Origin of the sequence: Thalassospira lucentensis, assembly GCF_011806425.1 — a bacterium.
Lineage (GTDB): Bacteria > Pseudomonadota > Alphaproteobacteria > Rhodospirillales > Thalassospiraceae > Thalassospira > Thalassospira lucentensis_B.
This window is the reverse complement of sequence record NZ_JAATOV010000006.1, coordinates 299,630-324,731: the sequence shown is the minus strand read 5'-3', so window position 1 is coordinate 324,731 and position 25,102 is coordinate 299,630. Positions and strand designations below refer to the sequence as shown.

The following is a 25,102-nucleotide window of genomic DNA, read 5'->3' as shown; positions in this document are numbered from 1 at the left end:
GCGTATTCCGGATAGAATAATTGCGACCTGTTGGGGAAATAACTTTCAGGGAAAATCGCTTATGTCTGACGGCTTCCAGATTCTGATCGCAGATGACCATCCGCTTGTGCGCGGCGCATTAAAACAAGCATTATCGACAGAACTGGATAACGTCACACTTTATGAGGCTGGCAGCCTGTTTGAAGCGATCGAGCAAATCGACGCCCATAAAAGCGATATCGATCTTGTTCTTCTTGATCTTCATATGCCCGGCATGAACGGCTTTACGGGTCTGTTTACGTTGCGGGCGTCTTATCCCGATATTCCCGTATCCATTGTTTCCGCCAGTCAGGATTTGCCAGTTGTGCGTCGCTCCATCGAATATGGTGCGTCGGCCTTTGTGCCCAAATCCGCCCCGGTTGATCAAATCGGCCTTGCGGTTAAAACGGTTCTGGATGGTGGCATGTGGATGCCCGATTGGGCGCGCGATGCCATGGAAAATGGCCCCGCTGACGACGAGGCCACCGACCTTGCCGAAAAAATCGGCCAGCTTACCCCGCAACAGCTTCGTGTTTTGAACATGTTGACCGAAGGCAAGCTGAATAAACAGATTGCCTATGAGCTTGATGTCACCGAAGCCACGGTGAAGGCCCATGTATCGGCCATCCTTCGCAAACTAAGCGTTCACAGCCGAACACAAGCGGTGATCATTGCCCGTGAATTGCAGCTTCAAGAACCTGCGGTCGAGGCTTAAGGCAGCCTTTCTGCAATGTCGCCTTTCAAACGAAGGCGGTAATTTATCCCAACGGCGTTAAGATACTTGCCGCTGTAGATTTGATTGAACTTGTCACTGCATCAATGGCTGCTTCATCTTGGAGGCCGCGCGCGATCGTTAGGCCGCCGATCAGTATTCCCAAAAATGCCCACGCCTTTTGTTGGCGCTGATCGGCAGGGAATTGCGTTAATCCCTTTGCCACCAGTCCGGCAATGATTTTCATCTTACGATCATAGAGCGCGCGGGTTTTATCATCGGCACGGGTCATTTCCGGCGACAGACTGGTCATGGCACAACCGCATGCAAGATCATCCCGATGGGACTGTCCAAGATAATAATCGATAAATGTATCCGTCCAGCCATCACCAAAATCGCGCTGAAATCGCGGCACACCGCCAATCACTTCGTCGAGGCCAAGCTCAAGGGCTGCACAAAATGCCCCGTCCTTTGACCCGAAATGAGCATAGAATGCTCCCGACGTAGCATTTGCCGATTTGGCAATTGCATCGACCCCCACCCCGGCAAAGCCAAACTCACGAAAACCACGGCTTGCCGCATCCAAAATGCTGCGGCGGGTTTCTTCTTTGCGTGTTTGATTTTTGACCATGTGACCTCATGTGATCTTCAGAAATATATCGGTCGTTATATTTTTAATTGACAGCCCACCTTCTGTCGATCATTAAATTAAATAACGATCGTTATATTTTAATCTATACGGAGCACAGCTATGAAAAAAGATCCCCTGCACAGACCGAACGTTTCTACCTGCCAGCTTGGTCGTCGTGATTTTTTAATCGCGGCGACGACGGGGCTGGCTTTGACAACGGCACCACTCCTTGTCCCACACGGGTAAATGCAAGCTCCCTTGCTCAGCAAATAGGAACTCCCCCATGACGCAGCAAGCTTTCGTCTATACCGAACTTCAAATCTCCGCCCCGTTTGATCAAGTGCCTTGGCAGAAGATCAATGAAACGATCAAAACCCAGCCGGGGTTCATAAACAAAACATGGCTTTCAGGTTTGGGAAACAATTCGGCAGGTGGCATATACGCGTTTGATTCTATCGAAAACGCCCAAAAGTTTGTGACCGAATACTTCCCATCAGAAGCGCGTAATTTCGGTGTAGCCCAGACGACGCGGGTTTTTGACGCAAGCGCAACGCAAGAAGCCAGCATTGATATGGGATCGGTACATTACGGCACCGCCCCCACGGCAAAACCGGGGGCCTTTGTATATACTGAGGTGCAGCTTCGGGTGATGCCATTCGTGGATGGCCCTTGGCGTGCGTTTAACCCAGTGCTTAAACAGCAGCCGGGGGTTTTGTCTAAAACCTGGTTAAGTGGTCTTCATACTGGAACGATTGGCGGTTTCTATGCGTTTGATGCCATCGAAAATGCCAATCGTTTTGCCCTTGATTACTTCCCGGGTGAGGCGAAAACGTTGAAGGCGGCGTTTTATACCCGCGTCTTTGACGCCACACGGACCGAGACTGCCAGCCGCGAAATGGCATCGCCGTTTTACAGCTGATCATTTGTCTGCTTCCGGATTGACCGAAATTGGCGCATCATGCGGATCATGATGCGCCTTTTCTCTATCCGGGCGACGCTTGGGAACACTTGGGAGCACTTGGGCCATTCTGGAACATCCGGTTGTGTTACGACGTTATGACCTTTAAGACTGCCGGTTGCAATTTTGCCTAGCAGGATAACGCGGATTAATATGCATGAGCGATCCAATCGCTGCTACCAACGGAACAGCCGAAAAATCGAGCGCCGACGACGCGAAAGAACGCGTGGCGATGACGCGTGCGCTTTTGTATCGTCGCGCGCGCACGATATCGGTGATTGGTACGTTTGCAGTTGTTGTGATTGGCTGCCTTCACATCGCCAAAGCCATTGTCCTGCCGATCATTCTGGCGTTCTTGGTGTCGCTGGTGTTTTCGCCTGTGGTTCGAACCGGGGCCAGATTCCGTATTCCGCGTGTTTTAACCGCCTTTACCATTGTTTTGGGTTTAACCGCGTCGGCCTTTGCCGCTGTGTATGGCCTAAGCGGCCCGGTATCGGGCTGGATCGACGAGGCCCCGCAGATCGAGCGACAATTGCGCCTGCGCTTTGCCGATCTGAGTGAACCGCTTGATAAACTCCGTGATGCGCAAAAGCAGGTTGCGGACGCCACCGATCAAAGCAGTACGGACGAGGACGTTCAAAAGGTTATCGTCACCGAACCCAGCATGATCAGCCAAGCCGCCCAAGGGGCACCGGGCATTATGACCGGTATCGGTCTTATGCTTGTGCTTGTGCTGTTTTTGCTAACAAGCGGTGATTTGATTTATCAGAAATTTGTTCGGGCCCTGCCGACCTTTGGCGACCGGCGCAAGGGTTTACATATCGCCCATGATGTCGAACGCGAAGTATCGCATTATCTTGCGACGATTACTGCGATCAACATTGTTCTGGGCATTGTGATCGGCTTCTTTATGGCGGTCCTTGATATGCCCAATCCCTTCTTATGGGGGATTGCGGCGATGGTGCTGAACTTCGTGCCAATTCTGGGCGCGCTTTGCGGAGTGATTATTGTTGGTGTCGTCGCACTGGTGTCGGTGCAAACCACCGGCGAAGCCCTTATCCCGCCGGCAGTTTATCTGGCCTGTACGGTGATTGAGGGGCAGTTGATTACCCCTGCCCTTGTCGGCAACCGATTGCGGATCAATTCAATTGCCATCATTCTGGCGATTGCCTTTTGGGGCTGGCTTTGGGGTGTGGTCGGCGTGCTTGTTGCGGTTCCGCTTTTGATCGTGACCAGCGTCATTGCCAACCATGTCGAAGGGTTGGGCGCCTTGCGCGAATTGCTGGGCCCGCATCACCCCCAAGATAGCAATCTGGCCCAAACCGTGGCCGAGGCCCCGCCAGCGGCGGAATCCCAATAGACCAATTACCGCGACCGTGCGGTTATTTGCGCCCCTAAGATCGTTGATCTTTGCGTGGGCAAGGTCTCTTTGCGCGGGCGTCATATCTTAGCATTATTTGACCAAGAAAAGGCCGGTTTATTGCCTTGGGATTCGATTTAACCGTAAATATATCCCCCAAATCCGTCACATAAAAGTGGCCAAAACCCAAATATTACCCCCCGTAATTCAAATATCCCAATCTCTGATTCAATACTTATCCACAGTATTCCCCATTTAATTTATTAATTTCTTTTTAACTTTACTTATGGTTGTCCTGCGAATCATCATCGCGAACGGGGGGATGTATTTTGAGTTCAAAATGTAGGATTGGGGATTCACATGAAATTCAATGCAATCAAAATTGCCACCAAAGTTTTTGGGGGCTTTGGGATCATGCTTGCGATGCTTTTGTTGCTCGCAGGCACTGGCATCTTTTATCAAACCAACAATAGCGACTATTTCTCGGAGTATCGGTCGACTGCGATGCAAGCCAATCAGGCTTCCCGTGTGCAGGCCAACATCCTTGAAGGCCGCCTTGCAATGAAAAATGTGCTGATATCGGATGATGTTAAGTCACAGAAAGCGGCTGTTGAACGCTTGAACAAAGCCATCGAGCTTAGCCAAAACCTTAAAAGCTTGGCATCAAATCCAAAGCATATCAAAACCGCAGAGCAAACGATCAAAGACCTTCAAACCTATCTTCAAACATCAGAAAAGCTGATTGCCCTTCCGCAATCATCGCCGCAACGCCAAGACCTTGCGACATCGATCCTTGATGTGGTGGGACCAAAGGTTGCTTCTGACATGGAAAGCTTGAAGCTGGAGCTTAAAGCAGAACAGGATCTGATCGGGCCGAAAATTGCGGCGGCGGTCAAGACATCCGTCTTGGTCAGCAGCATCGTTGCGGCCATCGCCATCATCTTTGGGATATCGTGTGCATGGGTCATTGGGATGGGCATTTCGCGCCCGATCAAAAACATCACCGATGCCATGACCAAATTGGCCGGTGGCGATAAAACCACCGAAATCCCGGCACAAGACCACAAAGACGAAATCGGCGACATGGCGCAGGCCGTGCTGGTGTTTAAGGAAAACATGATCAAGGCCGAAGAACTTGCCATCAAAGATGCCGAAGCCCGCAAACAGCGTGAAGTTCGTGCTGCCCTGATTGAAAAACTGACCGCCAACTTTGATCAGGATGTCGCAAAGGTCCTGGCCGACGTATCGGCATCTTCGGCACAACTTCAAACCACTGCACAATCGATGCAGCAAACAGCAGACAAGACAAGCGAGCAGTCAACAGTTGTTGCGTCTGCTGCCGAACAGGCTACCAATAACGTCCAAACGGTTGCGGCCGCGTCCGAAGAACTGACAACCTCTATCTCGGAAATCAGTGAACAGGTAACGCAGTCGGCCAACGTTGCGGATCGTGCGGTGTCAGAAGCTGAAAGAACCAATGCGCAAATTCGCAACCTTGCCGATGCTGCGCAAAAAATCGGGGATGTGGTTGGATTGATCAGCGACATTGCCGCACAAACCAACCTTTTGGCGCTGAATGCGACCATCGAGGCGGCCCGTGCCGGCGAAGCAGGCAAAGGGTTTGCGGTTGTTGCCGCCGAGGTCAAAAACCTTGCCAATGCCACATCCAAGGCCACAGATGAAATCACCGGCCAGATCACCGCGGTTCAGCAGGAAACCGGTGTGGCAGTTGATGCCATTGATTCGATCAGTCGCACAATCAAAGACATCAGCACCATCACCGCCACCATCGCCAGCGCGGTCGAAGAGCAAGGCTCAGCCACGCTTGAGATTTCCCGAAACGTGCAGGAAGCATCGGAAGGAACATCGCAAGTTTCGCAAAGCATTGTGACCGTGAATGATGGCGCAACCCTGACTGGGCAATCGGCATCCGAAGTGCTTGAGGCATCCGAAAACCTGACAAGCCACGCCGAACATCTGCGCAGCCAGATCGAGCAGTTCTTGTCCGAGGTAAAGGCGGCTTAACACGCACGTGGGTACGAGCACCCATTTTTAAAAACTTCATGCAAGACGCACCGTCGATTGGGCGGTGCGTCTTGCAGCCCCTCGCCCACGTGATGATTGCCAAATGGCGCAGATGCTGCCAATTTTGAATAATGTCACGCGATCAGGTCGAAATCCTTTGTCATGATGTTCCCGGTGTCGAGGCCGTAACGGCCACGACGCGCCATAGCTTTGCCAAACACACCCACGAGGCGTTTGGCATTGGCTTTATGTATGCGGGTGCGCAAAAGTCGGCCTCTGGGCGCGGCATGGTCGAGGCGGGTGCTGGCAACATCATCACGGTCAATCCGCGCGAAGTGCATGATGGTCATCCGATTGGCGACAATCCACGCGGCTGGAACATGCTGTATTTCGATCCAGCCCTGATCGCACGCGCCGCAACGGACCTTTCGGACTCTGCCACTGATCAATACGAATTCAGCCGTCCGGTGATGGATAGCCCGGACGTCCGGCACTGCTTTGGGGCGCTGTTTGATGCTGTAACGAATGGCACCATGCAAAGCGCAAAACTCCGGCGGGACGAAATGCTGTTGCTTTTGCTGCATCACGCCATGAATGCGCCGGGCGAGCCAACCCCAAAATCAAACACGCGCACCGCCGTTGCCCATGCCCGCGTCAAATGCGCCAAGGCGTTGCTCGATGATTGCCCCAGCACCGCGCACAGCCTTGATGACCTTGCGAACGTTACGGGTCTTAGCAAGTTTCAAACACTTCGCGATTTTACCCGTGCAACGGGCCTGACACCGCATGCGTACCTGATCCAGCGACGAATTGATTTGGCGCGCGCGATGATCAAGGCGGGCGAAGGACTTGCCAATATTGCCCACATGGTCGGCTTTGCGGATCAAAGCCACCTGAACCGGCATTTTGTCCGGGCCTATGGCCTTACCCCGGGGCGCTATGCCCGCGCGGTTCGGGCGAACTAGCTCCCCAAAAAACAAACGGCAGCCCCCCAAATGTCATTCCCGCGCAGACGGAAATCCATCTTTGTCTCGGCGAACCATGGATTCCGGGTTTGTGCTGCGCTTCGTCCGGAATGACGCATTTGGCAAAATCATGCTGCAATTCCGTTCAAGAACGATGCCTTTGGCGGGCGTAACGTTGGGCCAATAAAGCCACAAGAACGGAACCGCTTAGCATGATCAGTTTTGACTATCTTCTCACATCGCTCATCATCGTCGCCCTGCCCGGAACGGGGGTGATTTATACCCTTGCCCTTGGGCTGGGACGCGGGGCCAAGGCCAGCATTTGGGCGGCGTTTGGCTGCACATTGGGCATTGTGCCGCATATGGCGGCCTGCATTCTGGGTCTTTCCGCCCTGCTCCATGCCAGTGCAGTTGCGTTTGAAATCGTGCGATATCTTGGGGTGGCGTGGTTGCTTTATATGGCGTGGGGCATGTGGCATGGCACCGGGGCGATGCAGGTGACTGCGAACACCACCGCAACCGGGATCATCAAAATCCTGCGCGATGGCATCTTGCTTAACCTGCTGAACCCCAAACTGTCGTTGTTCTTCTTGGCCTTCCTACCGCAATTTGTCCGCGCCGATACGCCCGACACAACATTGGACATGACCCTGCTTGGCGTGATTTTCATGGCGATGACGTTTGCGGTGTTTGTGGTTTACGGCGTATTTGCCGCAAGTGTTCGCCACCACATCATTGAACGCCCGACGGTTATGCAGTGGTTGGGGCGTGGGTTCGCCACCGCCTTTGTCGCGATGGGGGTAAAGCTTATCTTTGCGTCGCGCTAACCGACCGATTGGAAAACGCGGGATTTCATGGTTTGATATCCAATCTAAAGCCGCTGACACAGGTAAAGAACATGGATTTCATTGGTTTTCTGGAAAAGTCGATGATGATGGATGACGCCACATGGAAACGTCACGCCAATCCCTGGAGCGTCTGGACACGGGTGATCATCCTGCCCCTTCTGACCTTGGCGATCTGGAGCCGGGTCTGGATAGGCTGGTGGAGCCTTATCCCCATCATCCTTTTGATCATCTGGGCTTTTGTGAACCCGCGCGCCTTTGCCAAGCCCGCGTCAACAACATCTTGGGCGTCAATGGCGACCTTTGGCGAACGGGTTTGGTTAAACCGAAAACAACACCCGGTCCCCAAACACCATCAACGTTTTATCCCCGTACTTAGCGCCATGACCGGACTTGCCACCCTGCCCTTAATTTATGCCCTGTTCACCAATGATGGGATCATCGCTTTCTTTAGCGTCATCTTGGTCGTCGGGATCAAATTGTGGTTTTTAGATCGTATGGTCTGGCTGTACCAAGATATGAAAGACCAACATCCTGAATACGCTTCTTGGCAGTATGGCGATGTAACGTAAGAGGACTTAACTGCCTCAAAAGTCATGATTCTGCGAAAACCAACGAGAAGACAAAACCACCACAGAATTTGTAAACAGTTAGCATCACTCCGCCGCATCACTTCCCAACCGATTAAGCGCCCTTGTCATCAACGCCCGCAACTTCGCTGGTCGAAGTGGTTTGTTGAGCAACGAAAAGCCCTGTTCGCGGATAAGGTCGCTGGTTTCTGTTGAGCGGTCGGCGGTGATGATGACGCCCGGCACGTTAACGCCGTGAACATCGCGGAGCTTGATCAGCACATCGAGGCCGGTTTGGCCGGAATCGAGGTGGTAATCGGCGAGGATGATGTCCGGGGCGAAGCTGTTATTTTTCAGCATGTTCTCGGCAACCATCCCGCTTTGGGCGGTTGCCACGACGCAATCCCAGTTTCCAAGCATCGCGCGCATGCCATCCAAGATATCGGGTTCGTTATCAATGCACAGTACGCGCAAACCGCCGAGTTCCCCCGCCATGCGGCGTTTGGGTTTGGGGGCGGACGTTGTATCGGCGATGCCAAGCGGCACATCGACGGAAAAGACCGTACCGCGCCCAGGCCGGGACCGGACCGAGACCGGGTGCCCAAGGGATTTGCCCAAGCGATCCACAATGGCAAGGCCAAGGCCGAGGCCCTTTACGTCGCTGGTTTGCGCACTTTCGAGGCGATGGAATTCGCGGAAGATGATTTTTAGTTTGTCTTCGGGGATACCCGGCCCGCTGTCCCAGACTTCAATGCGCAGCATTTCACCACGCACACGGCACCCGACCACCGCCCCGCCATCGCGGGTATAGCGCATGGCATTGGAAATGAAGTTTTGCAGGATACGGCGCAGTAAGCGGGAATCGCTGCGCACCCAAAGATCGCGTTTATGGACCTTAAAGCGCAGCCCCGCATGTTCGGCAACCGGGCCAAATTCGGTTTCAAGCGCGCCCAATACATCGGTAATGGCAAAATCACGGATGGTGGGCTGCATGGCGCCTGCATCAAGTTTGCAGATATCAAGAAGCTCGTTGAGCAGTTCTTCAACGCCCTTAAGCGACAAATCAACCTTACCAATCAGATCATGGATATCCTCGGCCAGGCCCTGCTTGCCGCCCAATGCGACAGTGAACAGGCGCGCGGCATTGAGCGGCTGCAAAAGGTCATGACTGGCGGCAGCAAAGAAGCGGGTTTTGGTGTCATTGGCGGTTTCGGCCTGTTCCTTGGCGACCGAAAGTTCAGAGTTCAGGACTTCGAGCGCGTGTGTGCGTTCGGTAACGCGTGCTTCGAGGCCTTCGTTGGCTTCTTTTAAGGCCTGTTCGGCGGCTTTGCGTTCGGTAATGTCATGATAGATGCAGAAATACCCCAGCACTTCGCCGGTTTCGTCAAAGTGCGGGATGTAGGTGCCTTCGGCGTAGCGGCCTTCGCGCACGCCCAGCACACCGCGTTCATCATTGCGATCACGCGTGATGGCCGGAAATTCGATTTCAAAACTTTGACGATGGCCTTTGAGGACCAGTTCGATCATCGCGGCAAGATGAACGTAGCGTTCCTCGCCGACGGCTTCGCGGACGGCCATGCCGTGCGCCTCAACCCGGCGCAGGCCAAACATCCGTTCATAGGGGCGGTTGGTAAAGCGTAGGCGTTGATTTTTATCGGCATAGGCGATCATCACCGGCATGTTATCGGTGTAAATCCGAATGTTGCGTTCACTTTCGCGCAGGGCTTCTTCGGTACGTACACGCGCCGTGATATCGGCAATGGTGGCAACAAAGCCGCCATCGGGCATCGGGTTGGTGCGAATTTCAAGCACCATGCCGTCGGACCTTTTGCGCTCATAAGTATGGGGCAAGCGGCGCATTTGCGGTGCGGCGTTACGGCCCAAAAGAATATCAATATCGACAGTGCGAGAGTCGTTTTCGCGGCACACGCGCACCAACTCAGACAGCGGCAAGGTGACTTGAATGTCGCTGGCGGCAAGACCCAAAAGATCAATGAAGCGATGGTTCCACGTTGCCAAACGCAGGTTTTGGTCAAACACCCCAACCCCTTGGGAAATGTTTTCCAGTGTGTTGAGCAATAGGTCACGGTTAAATTTAATCGCCTCGGAGGCCTCGTCGAGCAATTCCATCGCATCACGACGCGAGACAGCTTTGTCGGGCAACAGCAACGCCATCACAACGCGCGATGATGCCGCACCAACCGCGCCCGACAACAGATGTTCGGTAAAGCTGGCGGCATCGATATCGGCAATGTCGGAGCGTTTCGATGTGCCGCCGCGTTTTTCAAGATAGGTGCGAAAGGCGCGCTGCGCCCAGTGTTTCCCCAAAAAGCGCGCGGCCAAATCTTCGAGATCGCCCAGCGTAACCCGCCCCGGCCATGTATCGGTGCGCGCACGGGTATCTTTGCGCCAGACATCAACAAACCGTTGGGCTTGGCGGCGCTGGGTCACCCCCTGTACACCGACGGCCGATCCGACAAACATCAAAACAAAATTCACGCCAAGCGACCAAATCACCCCATGGGTGAGTGGATCTGCGATGCTGCCGCCCAGCAATGCCTGCGGTCTCAAAATCGCAATGCCAAACGGCCCGTCGGTCAAGATGGATGCCGGTAATCCCCCACCCTGAATAAAGCCGGGCAACAGCAACGTATAAGCCCACAGGATAAACCCGGACGCCAAGCCAAGGTGAACGCCAGTGCGGTTGATGGATTTGAGATAAATGGCGGCCAAAACCGCCGGGGCGAATTGCGCCATCGCGGCAAAGGACAACATGCCAATATCGGCCAGCGCATATTTTTCCGATAAAAACCGATAGAAACCATATGCCAGAAACAGCAGAACAATGACCGCGGCACGGCGGACTTTGAGCAACACCTGACTGACATCGCCTGACATGCGGTTTTGCAGTTTTTTCGCACGCAGCAAAAGCGGCATGACCAGATCGTTACAGACCATGGTCGACACCGCAACGCACGAGACAATCACCATGCCAGTACTGGCCGAAAGGCCGCCGATAAAGGCAACAACCGCCAACCAGTTCTGCCCGCCCAAAAGCGGCAAGGTCAGGACAAAGGTATCGGGATTAACCGTCGGATCACCGCGAAACAGGAACAAGCCCGCAACCGCAATCGGCAAGACAAAGATGTTGATGCCAATCAGATAGGCCGGGAACAACCAACGGGCACTGATCAAATTGCGGCTGTCATCATTTTCAACAAAGGTGACATGGAACTGACGCGGCAGGCAAAAGATCGCAAAGGCCGCGAGCATTGTGGAAATAAAGAAATGCGATGTCAGCCACGTATCGGGCTTAAATATCTGCTGCACGGTTGGATCGGACATGGCGCGCGCATTCATGTCGCCAAATCCGTCAAACAGGCCATAGACAACAAACACCCCGACCAGCAAAAGGGCGATCAGCTTGACGATGCTTTCAAACGCAACGGCCAGGATCAAACCATCATGATGTTCGGATGCGTGGATGTAGCGCACACCAAAAAGGATCGCAAAAGCCGCCATCAAAATCGTGACGTAAAACGCAGTGTCCTTGGAAAAGTCAGAGGCCGAATGACTGACAACCTGTTCGCCCAACTGCCCGATCAGCACATCAAAGGATAGCGACACGGCTTTGAGCTGAAGCGAGATATACGCCAGCACGCCCACCACGGCGATCACCGCGACAAGGGCGGCCAAACTTTGGCTTTTGCCATAGCGCGATCCGAGAAAATCAGCAATCGAGGTGATGTTTTGTTCGCGGCAGACCGTGGCGATTTTGGTCATGATGCCAAAACCGAAAATCATGATCACAATCGGGCCGATATAAATCGGTAAAAACGCCCAGCCGCGTGTTGCCGCCGTCCCGACCGAGCCAAAGAACGTCCAGCTGGTGCAATAGACCGCCATGGACAGCGCATAGATGGTTGGCTTTAACTTTGATCCGCGCCACTGATCGGCATATTTGTCGCCATAATGGGCAATGGCGAACAACAGCCCGATATAGGCCATGGCAACAATAAAGATCAGTCCGCCCTGAAGCATCCGTGCAACGCCCTGTCTACATAACTGTTATCTGTCTGCCAATTCAGGCAGTTATAATTATCTTGTACGGGGGACTATACCACGGGCGGGTAATTGTCTAAAACGTCGCAAATCCCATTCCGACGAAAGAGAGTTGTTTACATGGCTTCCGATTACGGATTTTACGCCGGAATTTTGCGTTTCGTTGCCAAGAAGACCGAAACAGAGGACCGCGAAATTCGCATCATGATGGGCCATCTGGCTGGCATCGCCGATGCGATTGAGCAAACCGGACGGTTCATGGTCGAACGCAATAACTGTGAAAGTGCCGCGCGCGCCTTTGCCGGTGTTGCCAAGTTCCTGCAAGAACGCATCCTGCCCGAGGCCCTTAATGCCGGGAATGAAGGTGCGGTCGCGCAGCTTAAATGGACGATTGAGACGTCGCTTGTTCTGGCAGCTGAGCTTGTTAAGCGTGCCGCAAATGAGGAATTAAAGGACCAAGATACCTTTACCTTTGACCTGCCCGCCGCCCCGGAACAAGTAACCGTTCATTAAGCCCATCGCGGCAACTTACTGCGTTTACGCAAAACAAATTGCAGACAAACAAAAAGGCCGACACCCAAAGGTGCCGGCCTTTGTTATTTTATCATCAGATATCCTGAAATCAGGAAGCGTCGCGGGCAAAGACCTTGGCGCGCTGCAGAAGTGAGGTTGCCTCAAATTCCTTGCCGTATGGCGCGGCTTTTTTGGCAAAGTCCATCATCGATGCGTAGATACGGCCATTCAGCTCGTTCTTGGCAACGATTTCTTCAATCGCGGCTTTGGACGCGTCGGCAAAGGCCAGGATCAGATCGTCATTGAAGTGACGGATTTCCGTGCCTTTATCGAGGATCGCCTGATAGGACTGAATGTTATTGAACGTGAAGTCCGCAAGGGTCTGATCGGTGTTGGCCTGTGCGGCAACAGCAACGATTTCCTGCAGGTCTTCTGGCAGTTCAGCAAATTTATCTTTGTTGATAAAGACTTCGATGCCTGAACCCGGTTCGGCGAATGCCGGGGTGTAGTAATATTTGGCAACGCTGGCCAAACCGAACGCGTAATCGTTCCACGGGCCAACCCATTCTGCCGCATCAATGGCGCCAGACTGCAAGCTTGGCAGAATTTCAGCCGCCGGAAGCAAGGTCGGGTTTGCACCCAGACGACGCATGGCTTCGCCGCCGATACCGGCATAACGGACTTTAAGGCCCTGAAGGTCGTCAACGCTGTTGATTTCCTTGTTGAACCAACCACCGGCCTGAAGGCCTGTGTTACCGGCCAAGAACGGTTTGACGTTGAACTGGGAATACAGTTCATCCCAAAGTTCCTGACCACCGCCAAAGCGCAGCCAACCGGAAAGTTCCCAGCCCATCAGGCCGAACGGAATGGTGGTAAAGAACGAAACAGCCGGATCTTTACCGAACCAGTAATACGGGGTGGAGTGCGCAAGATCGGCAACGCCCTGCTCGACCGCGTCCATGCACTCAAGAGCTGGAACCAGTTCGCCAGCGCCATACACGGTGATGTTCAGACGACCACCAGACATTTTGTTCACACGTTCGGCGAACAGTTCACCATTGGCACCAAGGCCCGGTGTGCCCTTTGGCCACGGCATAACCATACGCCAATTGATGGTTTCTTCGGCTTTGACGATCGCAGGTGCGGCTGCAGTCGCGGCAAACGCGCCCGCTGCAACACCGGCGCCGCTCAGAAACTGACGACGTTTCATAGTGAGGCTCCCAATCTTTTATTGGTAAAATTTTGCGTTAAACAGCCACGAAGGTAATTTCGTGACCCAGCATGAACCCAAAGTTACGTTTTTTGCCGCGCCCAACAATTCATCTTTGCGGGACGCAGCATCCCGTAGACTGCATACCATCGATTTTGTGTAAAGCAAAATTCACCCGCAAATTGCAAACAAAAAGGGGCAGCCAAATGACTGCCCCCTTTTTTCGCAAGACGCGAGACGTTTTGAAGGCAATGCTGTCACGGGTTTGACGCGTGATTTATCGGGCGATTATCGGGTCTTAAAATCCCCAGACTTTCGCGCGTTGCATCAAGCCGGTTGCTTCGAATTCCTTGCCATAGCGCGCACCTTTTTTAACAAGATCAAGGTAGCTTGCAGCGATACGGCCCGAAAGATCGTTCTGGGCGGCGATTTCATCCACGGCCGCCTTGGATTGCTCGGCAAGGGCCATGATGACGTCATCTGGGAACTGACGAACTTCAACACCTTTGTCGATCAGCGGCTGATAGGATTGCAGGTTATTAAAGGTAAAGTCCGCAAGGGTGTTTTCAGAAATCGCCTGTGCCGCACAGCGGACAATCGCCTTAAGGTCTGGCGCCAGACCTTCGAACTTGTCCTTGGCGATGAAAATCTCAAGCCCCGGACCAGGTTCGTGGAAGGCAGGCGTGTAGTAGTATTTACCAACCTGATAAAGACCGAACGCCAAATCGTTCCACGGGCCAACCCATTCTGCTGCGTCAATTGCGCCAGACTGCATGGCAGGCATAATTTCGCCCGGCGGGATCATGCTGACATTGGCGCCGACACGGCGCATGGCTTCGCCCCCCAAACCGGCATAGCGCATTTTAAGGCCTTGAAGGTCATCAAGTGAATTGATTTCCTTGTTGAACCAGCCGCCAGCCTGCATGCCGGAATTGCCCGCATAGAACGGAACAACGTTAAATTCTGCGTAAGCTTCTTCCCAAAGCTTCTGTCCGTCGCCAAAACGCAGCCAGCTTGAAAGCTCCCACGCGGTCAGGCCAAACGGAATGGTCGAGAAAAAGTTCAGGGCCGGGTTTTTGCCCTGCCAATAATATGGTGTGCCGTGCGCCATTTCGACCACGCCCTGCTCGACCGCGTCCATGCATTCGAACGGCGGGACGATTTCACCAGCACCATAGACGGTAATCGTCAAACGGCCATTGGACATTTCCTTGACCATGGTCGCGAATCGTTCGGCGTTGGTCCCAAGGCCCGGCGTGCCTTTTGGCCATGGCATAACCATGCGCCAATTTACGCTTTCCTGTGCTGAAACAACTGCTGGTGCGACAACCGATGCGGCGGCTGCACCGACGCCAACGCTGGCCCCTTTTAGGAACTGACGACGTTTCATGTGAATCCCCTAAATTATTATAATTTGGTGGTTTTTTGCGCGCCCACCGACGCCCATTAGGGGATTTTGGCTAAAACAGGCGTCTGTTTCCACTATTTTTGCGATATCGGTGGATAATTTTTTCACCGACGTTACGGAACGCTGGAATTTGACGCCCGCTTATCCAATGTAACGGTGGTAGTCGGCGATGAATTGTTGGGTCGTCCCCGCGCCAAGAGGTGTGTTGTAATATTGCTTCCAATACGCCGCCAAACCATCAAGATCATTTGCATCTGATGGCATCGCTGCAGGGGCGCGGTAATAGCGGATGCGACACATCGCTGTGGCATAGGCCAAATTCGTCGCAAGCTGGGTCGCCTTGTCCGGCCCGGCTGGCGCGCCATTTGTGTCAGACGTCATCGGGCTTTGCGCCAGAAACGCATCGACCTTTGCCTTAAGGTCTGCACGGCCGGGGTAATTTAAGTAATTTTCGTAACAATCATTTAGGGTTGCAGGCTCCATCTGATAGATGCCCATCGCGGGACCGCCCCCCACTTGTTTGATGAAGTCACCGAGATGGCTTTCATGGGCTGCCGTTCCCATCAAAAGGTTTTCTGCGACATCGGGTGCGGACAAATCCAACGCGGCAAGAACCGGGCGAACAACGAGTGTGCGGAGTTGGTCGGGATTGATTGGCATTTTGCGCTACCTCTTGGGGTCATGAAAATAAGTCACCACAGAGACGACGCACAAAAACGCTTTTTGGGAAAAATTAAATCCACTCTTGCGTGCATAAGACACTTCGCAGATACATATTCACGTACACAAAAACCATAACATATACCTATGTATAGTTTTCAGGAACGAGCGACACCCAATTTACACTAGAAGCTTGAAATTCAACCGGCCATAGGTATAGACCTGCACCAAAGGATAGATTATGCATCCGGAGCTTCAACGTAGACTTGATTTTATTGGCTTTAACGAAACGAAATCACAGCTACTCCGCAAGGCGTGGCCGGTTATCGATAAGAATATCGGGCCCATTCTTGATGAATTTTACAAAAAAGTCATGGGCCGACCAGAACTGGCCAAGATCATTGGTGATCCATCCAATATTGAAGGCCTTAAAAACGCTCAGCGCAAACACTGGGCCAAGTTGTTTGAAGGCACATTTGATGATGCGTTTTATGACGATGTGCGGCGTATCGGCAAGGCGCACGAACGCATTGGCTTAACCCCGGAATCGTATGTGTCCGCGTATAATTTTATGCTGGGCGAGCTTTCCGAACTTTTGTTCACAAACTTCAAACGTTCTTCTGATGTTTCCCAGATGGTTGTGGCTGCAACCAATGCCCTGTTGGTCGATGTTGAGATGGCGATCACCGTCTATTACGAAGAAACGCAGAATACGTATAACCGCATGCTCAATGAAATGTCGGCAGAGTTCGAAACAACAATTGGATCGGTTGTTTCGGCGGTTGCGGCATCAGCCAACGAGATGTCACAAGCATCAGACACCTTGATGGCAAGCATGAATGAAACCCAGTCCGAGGTCGAAAAAGCCCGGGGGGCCGCCGAAATTTCCGCGGACAACGCCACGACGGTTGCTGGTGCTGCTGAGGAACTTGATAGTTCAATCCGCGAGATTTCCAGTCAGATTGCGCGCGCCTCTACCATTTCGAACGAGGTGGAGACATCGGTCAAAACCACGACAGAGACGATTGAAGCGCTTAACGTTGCCGCCGAAGAGATCGGGACTGTTGTTGATTTAATTGACAAGATCGCCAGCCAGACCAACCTTTTGGCCCTGAATGCAACGATCGAGGCCGCACGCGCGGGGGAAGCCGGCAAGGGATTTGCGGTTGTTGCAAGCGAGGTTAAAAACCTTGCCAATCAAACAGCAAAAGCCACCGGCGACATCACCGCACAAATTGATTCGGTCCAAGCCAGCACCGGTGCCGCCGTGAGTGCCATCCGCGGGGTGGCAGAGCAAATTGGATCAATCGTTGAGGCAGTAACCGCCATTTCGGCCGCCGTTGAGCAGCAAGCCGCCGCGACCACGGAAATCAGTGGCAATATCAACACGGTTTCATCGGCCAATCGAGAAGTGAATTCCAGCCTTGAAACGGTGAACGGAACGGCAAGCAGAACCAGCTCCGTCGCGTCAGAAGTTTCAGAAGTCGCCAAAACGCTTTTGCGTAATTCAGAACAGCTGCGCGCCGATGTGGATGCCTTTGTCACCCGTCTGACATCAGACAGCTAAGCTATACGGCCGATAAACTTTAATTCGCAAAACAGGCGCAAGGATATCGCTCCTTGCGCCTGTTTTCGTTTCAAACTGATCTGCTGTTGACCGACCTATCGGATGTTATAGATCACCGGGACGGACAGGCTAATTTTGTCTTCCGTCATGCTATCGGGGAAAGGCGGAAACTTTTTAACCCGTTCGATCATGCGTTGCGTTTCGCGATCAAGCAGACGCGATCCACTGCCCGATGTCATTTCAAACACCTCAATGGTACCGTCGCGTGCGATCACAAGAAGAACTGTATTTTGGCCTTCGATGCGACGGCGTTTTGCACGTTCGGGATATTCGCGGTACCGATTTAGCATCTCAAGAACAGATGATTGGTAATCCACCATGGCCGCACGGCTTGCTGCCCCGCCACCACTTCCGCTGGACGAGCTTGCAGCCTGACTTTGGGCGGCTTTCCCCACCGTGCCTTCGGAATGGCTGGAATCGACCAAGCCTGCTGGCGGTGCGGTGGCCGTTTCCGATGTCTTTTCCGGCTTCTGCGTTTTAGGTGCTTCGGCCTTTTTAACCGGTTCTGGGGCCTTGGCTTTCTCGACTGGTGGCTTTGGCTTTACCGGTACGGGCAAAACGTCGGCAAGCTTTTGAACCTCTACGGGTTCGGGTTGCGGCACAGCCACAGGTTCGGAAATTTCTGGTTCCGGCTCAGGCTCTGCTTCCGGTTCCGGCTCGACGACTTCTTCTTCGACGACCGGTTCGGGCTCAGGTTCGGGCTCGACAACGGGCTCAGATGCCTCTTGCGGCTCGGGTTCTGGCTCGGTCACTGGCTCTGGTTCTTTGACCGGCTCTGGCTTTGCTTCTGGTTCTTGGGGCTCGACCGTTTCTTCGGCCACGCGGCTTTCGACAGAATCAGCTGCTTGCTGATCGGTTTCGGCTTCGCCCGTTGTTGCCTGGCCTGCGCCAAGTGAAATGCTAATGCTTTGCACATTGCCAGCCCCGCCCCAGCCAGACGGCTTGGGATCAGGCATCGCCAACACGACGCCCCCCACCAAGACAAACCCGGTCAAACCGGTTGCGATCAAGAAATCTATGCGTTTTGACATGTCATTCCTGTTCTGCTTCCATCGCCGTCATCAACTGGACCTTGTCGACGCCAAGTTCCTGCAAACGTTTAAGCAAGGCGACAACCTTTGCGCCATCGGTGCTGCGGTCTGCACGAATTTCGACCGGACGCCCGATATAATCCTCAGGTAAAAACGACGAAAGATTTTCAAGTGTGCCGGTGTGATCACCAAGGCCAACTTCGCCACCCTTCCCGAACCAAACCACAATCGTATCTTCGGGCTGGCTTTCGGCGGTGTGGCTTGCCGGTGGGTCGACGTCAAAAGGCCCTAGTTTTTGCAGGCTGCCCGCGATCATGAAAAAGATCAAAAGCAAGAAGACGATGTTGATCAGGGGCAACATCGGTTCCTGGGCGGGGCTGTCATCAGCAATATTGATACGACGGCGCTTCATTCGACCAGATCCACGTTTGTTACGCCACCACGCCCCAAGGCATCCATCACATTGATCAGATGCTGCAAGCTGGCCCCATTCACAGGACGCAGGCGAACTGGTGCATCGGAATGATCGCGCAGCAACATCTGCGGCAAGCCAGAAAGCGATACAGCTTCGCCATTAAGCGACAGCGCACCATTGGCGTTGACGTCGATTGTCACAGGGCGGACATCGCTTTGACTGGTCGATTTGCCATCGGTGATGGCGACCGACATTTCAAAGCCCTTCCAATCAAGAAAGCTTGATGCCAGCATGAAAAAGATCAGCAGAATAAAGACGACATCAATCAGCGGCGTCAGACCGATCATCGGCGAAGAGCCGCGATTACGTTCGCGCAATTGCATTGGGCGTATTCCGGGGTAAGTTTCTATTCAGCCGCGTGGCGCAGCTCAGACACGTTAGAGGCCTTTTGACGCGCCCTGTGCGACAATTCGTCCCGATTGACCACCATGGTACAGACGTCTTCCATAACAGCCGCTGCACGGCCAATAACGCCTTGCATCCACATATGAAACGCAGTTGCCGGGATTGCGACGACCAAACCGATTGCCGTGGTCAAAAGAGCCAACCAAATACCGCCCGACAAAACAGATGGATCAATGCGGCTGCCAGCACCTTCCATTTTCTGGAACGCTTCGATCATGCCCATCACCGTCCCCAAAAGGCCCAATAGCGGACTTAGGACCGCGATGGCCGACATAATGCGCAAACCACCATTGAGACCGTCGATTTCCTTGCGTGCGCGTGCGCCGATCAAATCAGAGGCCGCTTCGCGCTCCGCCGCGGAGGAAACCGAAAGGTTCAAGCCCGAAAGACCAATCCGGGCCGCCGGGTGACGACGACGTGCAAGCAAGTCAGCTGCTTGGGCTTCGTCCCCATTGGTCAGGTGTTTTTCGACATCCCCGACAAACCCGTCGGCAAACACGCCACGGCGCAAGAAGCCAACAAGCTTATAGAAGAACAGCACCAGTCCGATCAGCGCCATGGCCGCCAGAACCCAGCCAACAACGCCAGCACGGTCGACTTGCTCGATCACAGGCAGGCTCAGAAAACCGTCATTAACGGCAACTTGCGTGGTCGCCGTTGTATCGACCGGCAATCCGGTGCCCGGATCGACCGAGACGGTTCCGTCCGCACCGATGGTTTCGGCTGCTGTTCCGGTGTCGGCCCCGGTGGAGGTTGCGGCATCATTCGCAGTCGACGGGGTCTGTGCATCGTTGGATGCGACCGATGGATTTACGGGTTCAGGCATGTATCTCTTCCGATCAAAAATGTGATCATCACCGGATGACCTGCTCCAGTGCATTTGAAACTGATTTGCATTCTTTACATGAAATAGAATTGCGATGCAATCGCAACACGTCGATTTGCGTCGTTTTCTTAATGGTTTGCCGTGTGGCGAAGCATCGCAGGCAAACGCATTTTGCAATCGGCAGCAATTGGGGAGGTTCGGGCAAAGCCCAGATATGCAAAACCCCCGGAACTTATGGTTCCAGGGGTTTTGAATTGGTGAGCCCGACAGGATTCGAACCTGTGGCCAACTGATTAAAAGTCAGTTGCTCTACCAACTGAGCTACGGGCCCTCAACGTTGGTGAGCGGCGTTTTAATGGGCCTAGCGCAATCGGTCAACCCCCCTTTTTAAAGGAAATTGCATGCTTGCTACTATTTAAGGGAAAAACCGCTTAAAAACCGGGGTTTTTCCGGTCAAAAAAACTGTCACAAAAGGTCAAATTGAGCCCCTACCCCACACCGGATCGAAGCATGTTCTGGCAGCGAACTGTCCGATAAGACACAAAGACGTCCGAAACAAAAGTCGGGGCGATATTTCGTAAAAAGAAGGGATGATATTCCGGAAAAGAAAAAGCCTCCGAAACCGGAAAGGTTTCAGAGGCTTTTTGGTGAGCCCGACAGGATTCGAACCTGTGGCCAACTGATTAAAAGTCAGTTGCTCTACCAACTGAGCTACGGGCCCGTCTTGTTGGTGAAGCGCGTTTTAATGGCACAGCGCGCGCTGGTCAACACCTCATTTCTATATTTTTCCGCTTTTTATGCTTTCAAGCCCTAAAACGCGAAAGCCGCCCCACAAAGGGACGGCTTTCGGTTGTGATTGATCGCAGTGCGCGCTTACTCAGCGTCTGCTGCAACCTGCATTTTGATGATGTGATCTGGGTCCGCGACCGAGCCATTTGCCCATGAAGCACCCTTTTTGATCATATCGACATATTCCATGCCTTCAACCACCTCACCCCAGACGGTGTATTGACCATCAAGATGCGGTGCATCCGCCAAGCAGATGAAGAACTGAGAATCGGCACTATCGGGGCTGGCCGAACGGGCCATGGAAACCGTGCCACGCGCATGATGCTCGTTGGAAAACTCAGCTTTGAGCTTTTGACCCGAACCACCAGTACCATTGCCAGCCGGATCGCCGGTCTGCGCCATGAAGCCATCAATAACGCGATGGAATTTCAGCCCATCGTAGAAGCCCTGACGGGTCAGCTCTTTAATACGGGCGACATGGTTTGGCGCAAGGTCAGGCCGAAGCTGGATCACAACGCGACCATCTTTTAGATCAAGATACAGCGTGTTTTCCAGGTCCTGCGCGCTGGCGTCGTTTGCGTTGGACATGGTTACAATTCCTAGTGCGAGTAAAAATAGTGATAAAAGACGAATAAGACGCATGGCCTGCGTTATTCCTTTTCCTCTGCAAGCTTCTGATGCAGGCGGGTTAGCACGTTGGCAGGGACAAATTCTGTCACATCCCCACCCAGACGGGCAATTTCCTTCACAAAGCGCGAAGAAACAAACTGCTGCTTTTCAGAAGCCATCAAAAAGACGGTTTCAACTTCCGGGGACAACCGGGCGTTCATCCCGGCCATCTGGAATTCGTATTCGAAATCAGACACAGCACGAAGACCACGAAGGATCGTGCTGGATCCGTTTTCTTGGGCGAACTGCATCAAAAGCGAAGAAAATGGCTTTACCGAGGTACGGGCAGCAACCTCGCCACCGGCGGCCTTAAGGGCCTCTTCGACCAGCTTACAGCGTTCGTCGACACCGAACATTGGACCTTTGCCGGCGTTGATCGCAACGCCGACAATAAGCTGGTCCACAATTCGGGTCGCACGACGAATAATATCCATATGCCCCTGGGTCACCGGATCGAAAGTACCCGGATAGATCCCAATACGCGGGGCTGTAGAAGACATTTCAGTCATCGAACTTCCACTTAATCGTCGCTGTCTACACCATCCGATTCCGGTGCATCACCGGCATCTTCAGCACTGGTCTGTACGGCGTCATCCGCAACTGGGGCAGCATTTTCAATGCCGTCCACAATGCCTTCTTCGCCTTCGAGTTCTTCGTCGCCACCAAGGTTGGACAGACGTTCAACAGCAACGACTTCTTCGTCCTGTGCTGTACGGAACAGTGTCACACCCTGTGTCTTACGACCCGCCATACGAATGTCGTGGGTTGGCATACGGATGACTTTGCCACCATTGGTGACCATCATCAGCTCGTCGCCTTCTTCGATCACGAAGGATGCGGCAACGTCGCCATTACGTTCAGACATTTCGATATTGGCAAAGCCCTGACCGCCACGCCCGGTAACACGATACTCGTACGCCGAGGTCCGCTTGCCGTAGCCATTTTCAGTCACAGACAGGATCATCTGATCACCGCTGAGAATTTCCTGATAACGGTCTTCGGACAGCACTTCGAGCGGAAGGTTGTCAGCAGTGATTTCCTCGCGGCGGAGTTTGCCGGTAATCGAGAGATATTCACCGCGTTCTTCCATCGAAACGTGGTTACCAAACAGAACCGACATTGCGATAACTTCGTCTTCGTCTGCCAGACGGATACCACGGACACCAACCGAATTACGGCCGGTAAATACGCGGACATCGGTCACACGGAAACGAATGCATTTACCCTTACGGGTGGTCAGCAAGATATCATCATCATCGGTACAGGTCTGAACCGCGATCAGCTTGTCGCCACGATCTTCTTCAAGCTTCATGGCGATTTTGCCGTTTGATTTCACATTCACGAAATCAGCAAGACTGTTACGACGGACATTCCCGGTCGAGGTTGCAAACATCACATGCAGGTTCGGCCATTCTTCCTCGTCGGGAAGCGGAAGAACCGTGGTGATATATTCACCCTCAGACAGTGGCAGCATGTTCACAAGGGCCTTACCGCGCGATTGCGGGGTTCCTTGTGGCAGACGCCAGACCTTCATTTTATAGACCATCCCCTCGGAGCTAAAGAACAGCACCGGTGTATGGGTATTGGCCACAAACAGTTTGGATACGAAATCTTCTTCGCGGGTCGCCATGCCTGAACGCCCCTTGCCACCGCGACGCTGTGCGCGATAAGTCGAAAGCGGAACACGCTGGATATAACCGGTGTGCGACACGGTCACGACCATGTCTTCACGTGCGATCAGATCTTCGATGTCATGTTCAAAGTCGCCTTCCTGAATTTCACTACGACGTTCGTTGGCGAACTCGTTGCGCATTTCAGTCAGTTCATCCTTGAGGATATCAAGCTTACGCTCACGCGAGGCCAGGATATCAAGGAAGTCTTTGATTTTCTCACCCAATTCGGTCAATTCGGCCGCGATTTTATCACGTTCCAGACCGGTCAGGCGGTGCAGGCGAAGTTCAAGGATCGCACGGGCCTGAGCTTCGGACAGGCGATACTGCCCGTCGCTTGAGCCGACCTGAAGCGGATCCGCAATCAGTTCAATCAGCGGCACAATGTCGCCAGCCGCCCAATCGCGCGCCATCAGCTGTTCACGGGCAACCGTCGGATCGGCGGCACCACGGATCAGTTTGATCACTTCGTCAATATTGGCAACCGCAATACCAAGACCCACAACAACGTGGGCACGGTCACGAGCCTTTTTGAGAAGATGGATCGTCCGGCGGGTAATGACTTCTTCGCGGAACTCGACAAATGCCTGAATGATTTCTTTCAGGTTCATCAGTTCCGGTTTACCGCGATTCAACGCCAGCATGTTCACGCCAAAAGACGTCTGCAGCGCGGTAAAGCGGAACAACTGGTTCAAGACCACGTCGGAATTGGCATCGCGTTTAAGTTCGATCACCATGCGCACGCCTGAACGGTCAGACTCGTCACGCAGATCGGAAATGCCTTCGAGTTTTTTGTCACGGACCAGATCCGCGATCTTTTCCATCAAGCTGGCCTTGTTCACCTGATAGGGAACTTCGGTCACGATGATGGCTTCGCGGTTGGCACGGACTTCTTCGACATGGGTACGTGCACGCATGATCACCGACCCACGGCCGGTTTTAAATGCGGAATGGATGCCCGAGCGGCCCAGAATAAGCGCGCCTGTCGGGAAATCCGGACCATGAACGAATTCCATCAATCCTTCGATGGAAATGTTCGGATCATCGACATAGGCCATGCAACCATCGATCACTTCGCCCAGGTTATGGGGCGGAATGTTGGTTGCCATACCCACCGCAATACCGCCAGCACCATTGACCAGCATATTGGGGAAACGGGCCGGCAGAACCGATGGTTCCTTGGTCGTTTCGTCATAGTTGTCGCGGAAATCGATGGTGTCTTTATCGATGTCGTCAAGCAGGAAGTGCGCGGACTTTGCCATGCGCGCTTCGGTGTAACGCATGGCGGCGGCTTTATCGCCATCCATGGACCCAAAGTTCCCCTGCCCGTCGATCAGCGGCAAACGCATGGAGAAGTTCTGCGCCATGCGGACCATTGCATCGTAGATCGCGCTATCGCCGTGCGGGTGATATTTACCCATCACGTCCCCGACCACACGGGCCGATTTGCGGAATGCTTTGTTATAATCAAATCCGTTCTCGTGCATGGCGTACAGAATACGTCGATGCACCGGCTTCAAGCCGTCTCGGACATCAGGCAGCGCACGGCTGACGATCACGCTCATTGCGTAATCGAGGTAGCTTCGGCGCATTTCTTGTTCGATGGATACCGGGAAAATATCGCGGCTCTCGGAATTGGTCTCTTTGGTGGACAAAGGCCGTGACCTCATAAAC

The 25,102-nt window shown here is 53.4% G+C and carries 21 protein-coding genes and 2 tRNA genes; 9 read left to right on the top strand and 14 right to left on the bottom strand.

Annotated elements, in window-relative coordinates:
* Positions 1-61 precede the first annotated feature (61 nt).
* Positions 62-733 carry a response regulator gene (locus HCZ99_RS18105; protein ID WP_167448405.1) on the top strand — a complete coding sequence of 224 codons (672 nt, stop codon included), beginning with the start codon at positions 62-64 and terminating at the stop codon, positions 731-733.
* A 43-nt stretch (positions 734-776) separates the two neighbouring features.
* Here the strand turns inward: HCZ99_RS18105 and HCZ99_RS18100 are convergent, their stop codons facing one another.
* The gene (locus tag HCZ99_RS18100) at positions 777-1,361 is read right to left on the bottom strand and encodes a TetR/AcrR family transcriptional regulator (protein WP_167448404.1); all 585 of its coding nucleotides are present in this window, start codon (positions 1,359-1,361) and stop codon (positions 777-779) included.
* A gap of 283 nt (positions 1,362-1,644) precedes the next feature.
* Between HCZ99_RS18100 and HCZ99_RS18095 the strand changes: the two genes are divergently transcribed.
* From HCZ99_RS18095 to HCZ99_RS18070, 6 genes are all read left to right on the top strand, one after another.
* Complete coding sequence (locus HCZ99_RS18095) at positions 1,645-2,280, top strand: YdhR family protein (protein WP_167448403.1); 636 nt, start codon at positions 1,645-1,647, stop codon at positions 2,278-2,280.
* Between the two features lie 196 nt (positions 2,281-2,476).
* Entirely contained in the window at positions 2,477-3,679 is a 1,203-nt protein-coding gene (locus HCZ99_RS18090; RefSeq protein ID WP_167448402.1) for an AI-2E family transporter, read from the top strand.
* 360 nt (positions 3,680-4,039) lie between these two features.
* The gene (locus tag HCZ99_RS18085) at positions 4,040-5,704 is read left to right on the top strand and encodes a methyl-accepting chemotaxis protein (RefSeq protein WP_167448401.1); all 1,665 of its coding nucleotides are present in this window, start codon (positions 4,040-4,042) and stop codon (positions 5,702-5,704) included.
* Between the two features lie 131 nt (positions 5,705-5,835).
* A complete protein-coding gene (locus tag HCZ99_RS18080) occupies positions 5,836-6,669 on the top strand; it encodes an AraC family transcriptional regulator (RefSeq protein ID WP_167448400.1) in 834 nt (277 codons plus the stop codon).
* Positions 6,670-6,881: 212 nt separating this feature from the next.
* The gene (locus HCZ99_RS18075) at positions 6,882-7,496 is read left to right on the top strand and encodes a LysE family translocator (protein WP_175581570.1); all 615 of its coding nucleotides are present in this window, start codon (positions 6,882-6,884) and stop codon (positions 7,494-7,496) included.
* Positions 7,497-7,567: 71 nt separating this feature from the next.
* On the top strand, positions 7,568-8,086 hold the full coding sequence (locus tag HCZ99_RS18070; RefSeq protein WP_167448399.1) for a DUF6653 family protein: 519 nt from the start codon (positions 7,568-7,570) through the stop codon (positions 8,084-8,086).
* An 84-nt stretch (positions 8,087-8,170) separates the two neighbouring features.
* On the opposite strand, the gene HCZ99_RS18065 is transcribed toward HCZ99_RS18070, so the two are convergent.
* Positions 8,171-12,124, bottom strand: coding sequence for a NahK/ErcS family hybrid sensor histidine kinase/response regulator (locus HCZ99_RS18065; RefSeq protein ID WP_167448398.1), 3,954 nt, complete (start codon positions 12,122-12,124; stop codon positions 8,171-8,173).
* Positions 12,125-12,265: 141 nt separating this feature from the next.
* Between HCZ99_RS18065 and HCZ99_RS18060 the strand changes: the two genes are divergently transcribed.
* On the top strand, positions 12,266-12,658 hold the full coding sequence (locus HCZ99_RS18060; protein WP_167448397.1) for a hypothetical protein: 393 nt from the start codon (positions 12,266-12,268) through the stop codon (positions 12,656-12,658).
* A gap of 109 nt (positions 12,659-12,767) precedes the next feature.
* On the opposite strand, the gene HCZ99_RS18055 is transcribed toward HCZ99_RS18060, so the two are convergent.
* The 3 genes from HCZ99_RS18055 to HCZ99_RS18045 form a co-directional block, all read right to left on the bottom strand.
* Positions 12,768-13,868, bottom strand: a complete 1,101-nt coding sequence (locus HCZ99_RS18055; RefSeq protein ID WP_167448396.1) for a TRAP transporter substrate-binding protein — start codon at positions 13,866-13,868, stop codon at positions 12,768-12,770.
* Between the two features lie 298 nt (positions 13,869-14,166).
* Positions 14,167-15,258 carry a TRAP transporter substrate-binding protein gene (locus tag HCZ99_RS18050; RefSeq protein ID WP_167448395.1) on the bottom strand — a complete coding sequence of 364 codons (1,092 nt, stop codon included), beginning with the start codon at positions 15,256-15,258 and terminating at the stop codon, positions 14,167-14,169.
* 159 nt (positions 15,259-15,417) lie between these two features.
* Positions 15,418-15,936, bottom strand: coding sequence for a hypothetical protein (locus tag HCZ99_RS18045; protein ID WP_167448394.1), 519 nt, complete (start codon positions 15,934-15,936; stop codon positions 15,418-15,420).
* A 241-nt stretch (positions 15,937-16,177) separates the two neighbouring features.
* Between HCZ99_RS18045 and HCZ99_RS18040 the strand changes: the two genes are divergently transcribed.
* Positions 16,178-17,503 carry a globin-coupled sensor protein gene (locus HCZ99_RS18040; protein WP_167448393.1) on the top strand — a complete coding sequence of 442 codons (1,326 nt, stop codon included), beginning with the start codon at positions 16,178-16,180 and terminating at the stop codon, positions 17,501-17,503.
* A 95-nt stretch (positions 17,504-17,598) separates the two neighbouring features.
* On the opposite strand, the gene HCZ99_RS18035 is transcribed toward HCZ99_RS18040, so the two are convergent.
* The 9 genes from HCZ99_RS18035 to gyrA all read right to left on the bottom strand — a co-directional run bounded on the left by HCZ99_RS18035 (position 17,599) and on the right by gyrA (position 25,098).
* The gene (locus HCZ99_RS18035; protein ID WP_167448392.1) at positions 17,599-18,594 is read right to left on the bottom strand and encodes an energy transducer TonB; all 996 of its coding nucleotides are present in this window, start codon (positions 18,592-18,594) and stop codon (positions 17,599-17,601) included.
* 1 nt (position 18,595) lies between these two features.
* Positions 18,596-19,006 carry an ExbD/TolR family protein gene (locus HCZ99_RS18030; RefSeq protein ID WP_167448391.1) on the bottom strand — a complete coding sequence of 137 codons (411 nt, stop codon included), beginning with the start codon at positions 19,004-19,006 and terminating at the stop codon, positions 18,596-18,598.
* Positions 19,003-19,392: an ExbD/TolR family protein gene (locus HCZ99_RS18025; protein WP_167448390.1), complete on the bottom strand. Its 390-nt coding sequence runs from the start codon at positions 19,390-19,392 to the stop codon at positions 19,003-19,005. Before HCZ99_RS18025 ends, HCZ99_RS18030 begins: the two co-directional genes overlap by 4 nt.
* A 23-nt stretch (positions 19,393-19,415) precedes the next feature.
* Positions 19,416-20,300 (bottom strand): MotA/TolQ/ExbB proton channel family protein, encoded by an 885-nt coding sequence (locus tag HCZ99_RS18020; protein ID WP_167448389.1) that lies wholly within the window; start codon positions 20,298-20,300, stop codon positions 19,416-19,418.
* A 255-nt stretch (positions 20,301-20,555) separates the two neighbouring features.
* A tRNA-Lys gene (locus HCZ99_RS18015) sits at positions 20,556-20,631 on the bottom strand.
* Between the two features lie 314 nt (positions 20,632-20,945).
* Positions 20,946-21,021: transfer RNA gene (locus HCZ99_RS18010), tRNA-Lys, on the bottom strand.
* Positions 21,022-21,173: 152 nt separating this feature from the next.
* Positions 21,174-21,677 carry a peptidylprolyl isomerase gene (locus HCZ99_RS18005; protein WP_217701527.1) on the bottom strand — a complete coding sequence of 168 codons (504 nt, stop codon included), beginning with the start codon at positions 21,675-21,677 and terminating at the stop codon, positions 21,174-21,176.
* Between the two features lie 62 nt (positions 21,678-21,739).
* Positions 21,740-22,267, bottom strand: a complete 528-nt coding sequence (coaD, locus tag HCZ99_RS18000) for a pantetheine-phosphate adenylyltransferase (RefSeq protein WP_167448387.1) — start codon at positions 22,265-22,267, stop codon at positions 21,740-21,742.
* Positions 22,268-22,278: 11 nt separating this feature from the next.
* The gene (gene gyrA, locus HCZ99_RS17995; RefSeq protein ID WP_254869725.1) at positions 22,279-25,098 is read right to left on the bottom strand and encodes a DNA gyrase subunit A; all 2,820 of its coding nucleotides are present in this window, start codon (positions 25,096-25,098) and stop codon (positions 22,279-22,281) included.
* Positions 25,099-25,102 lie beyond the last annotated feature (4 nt).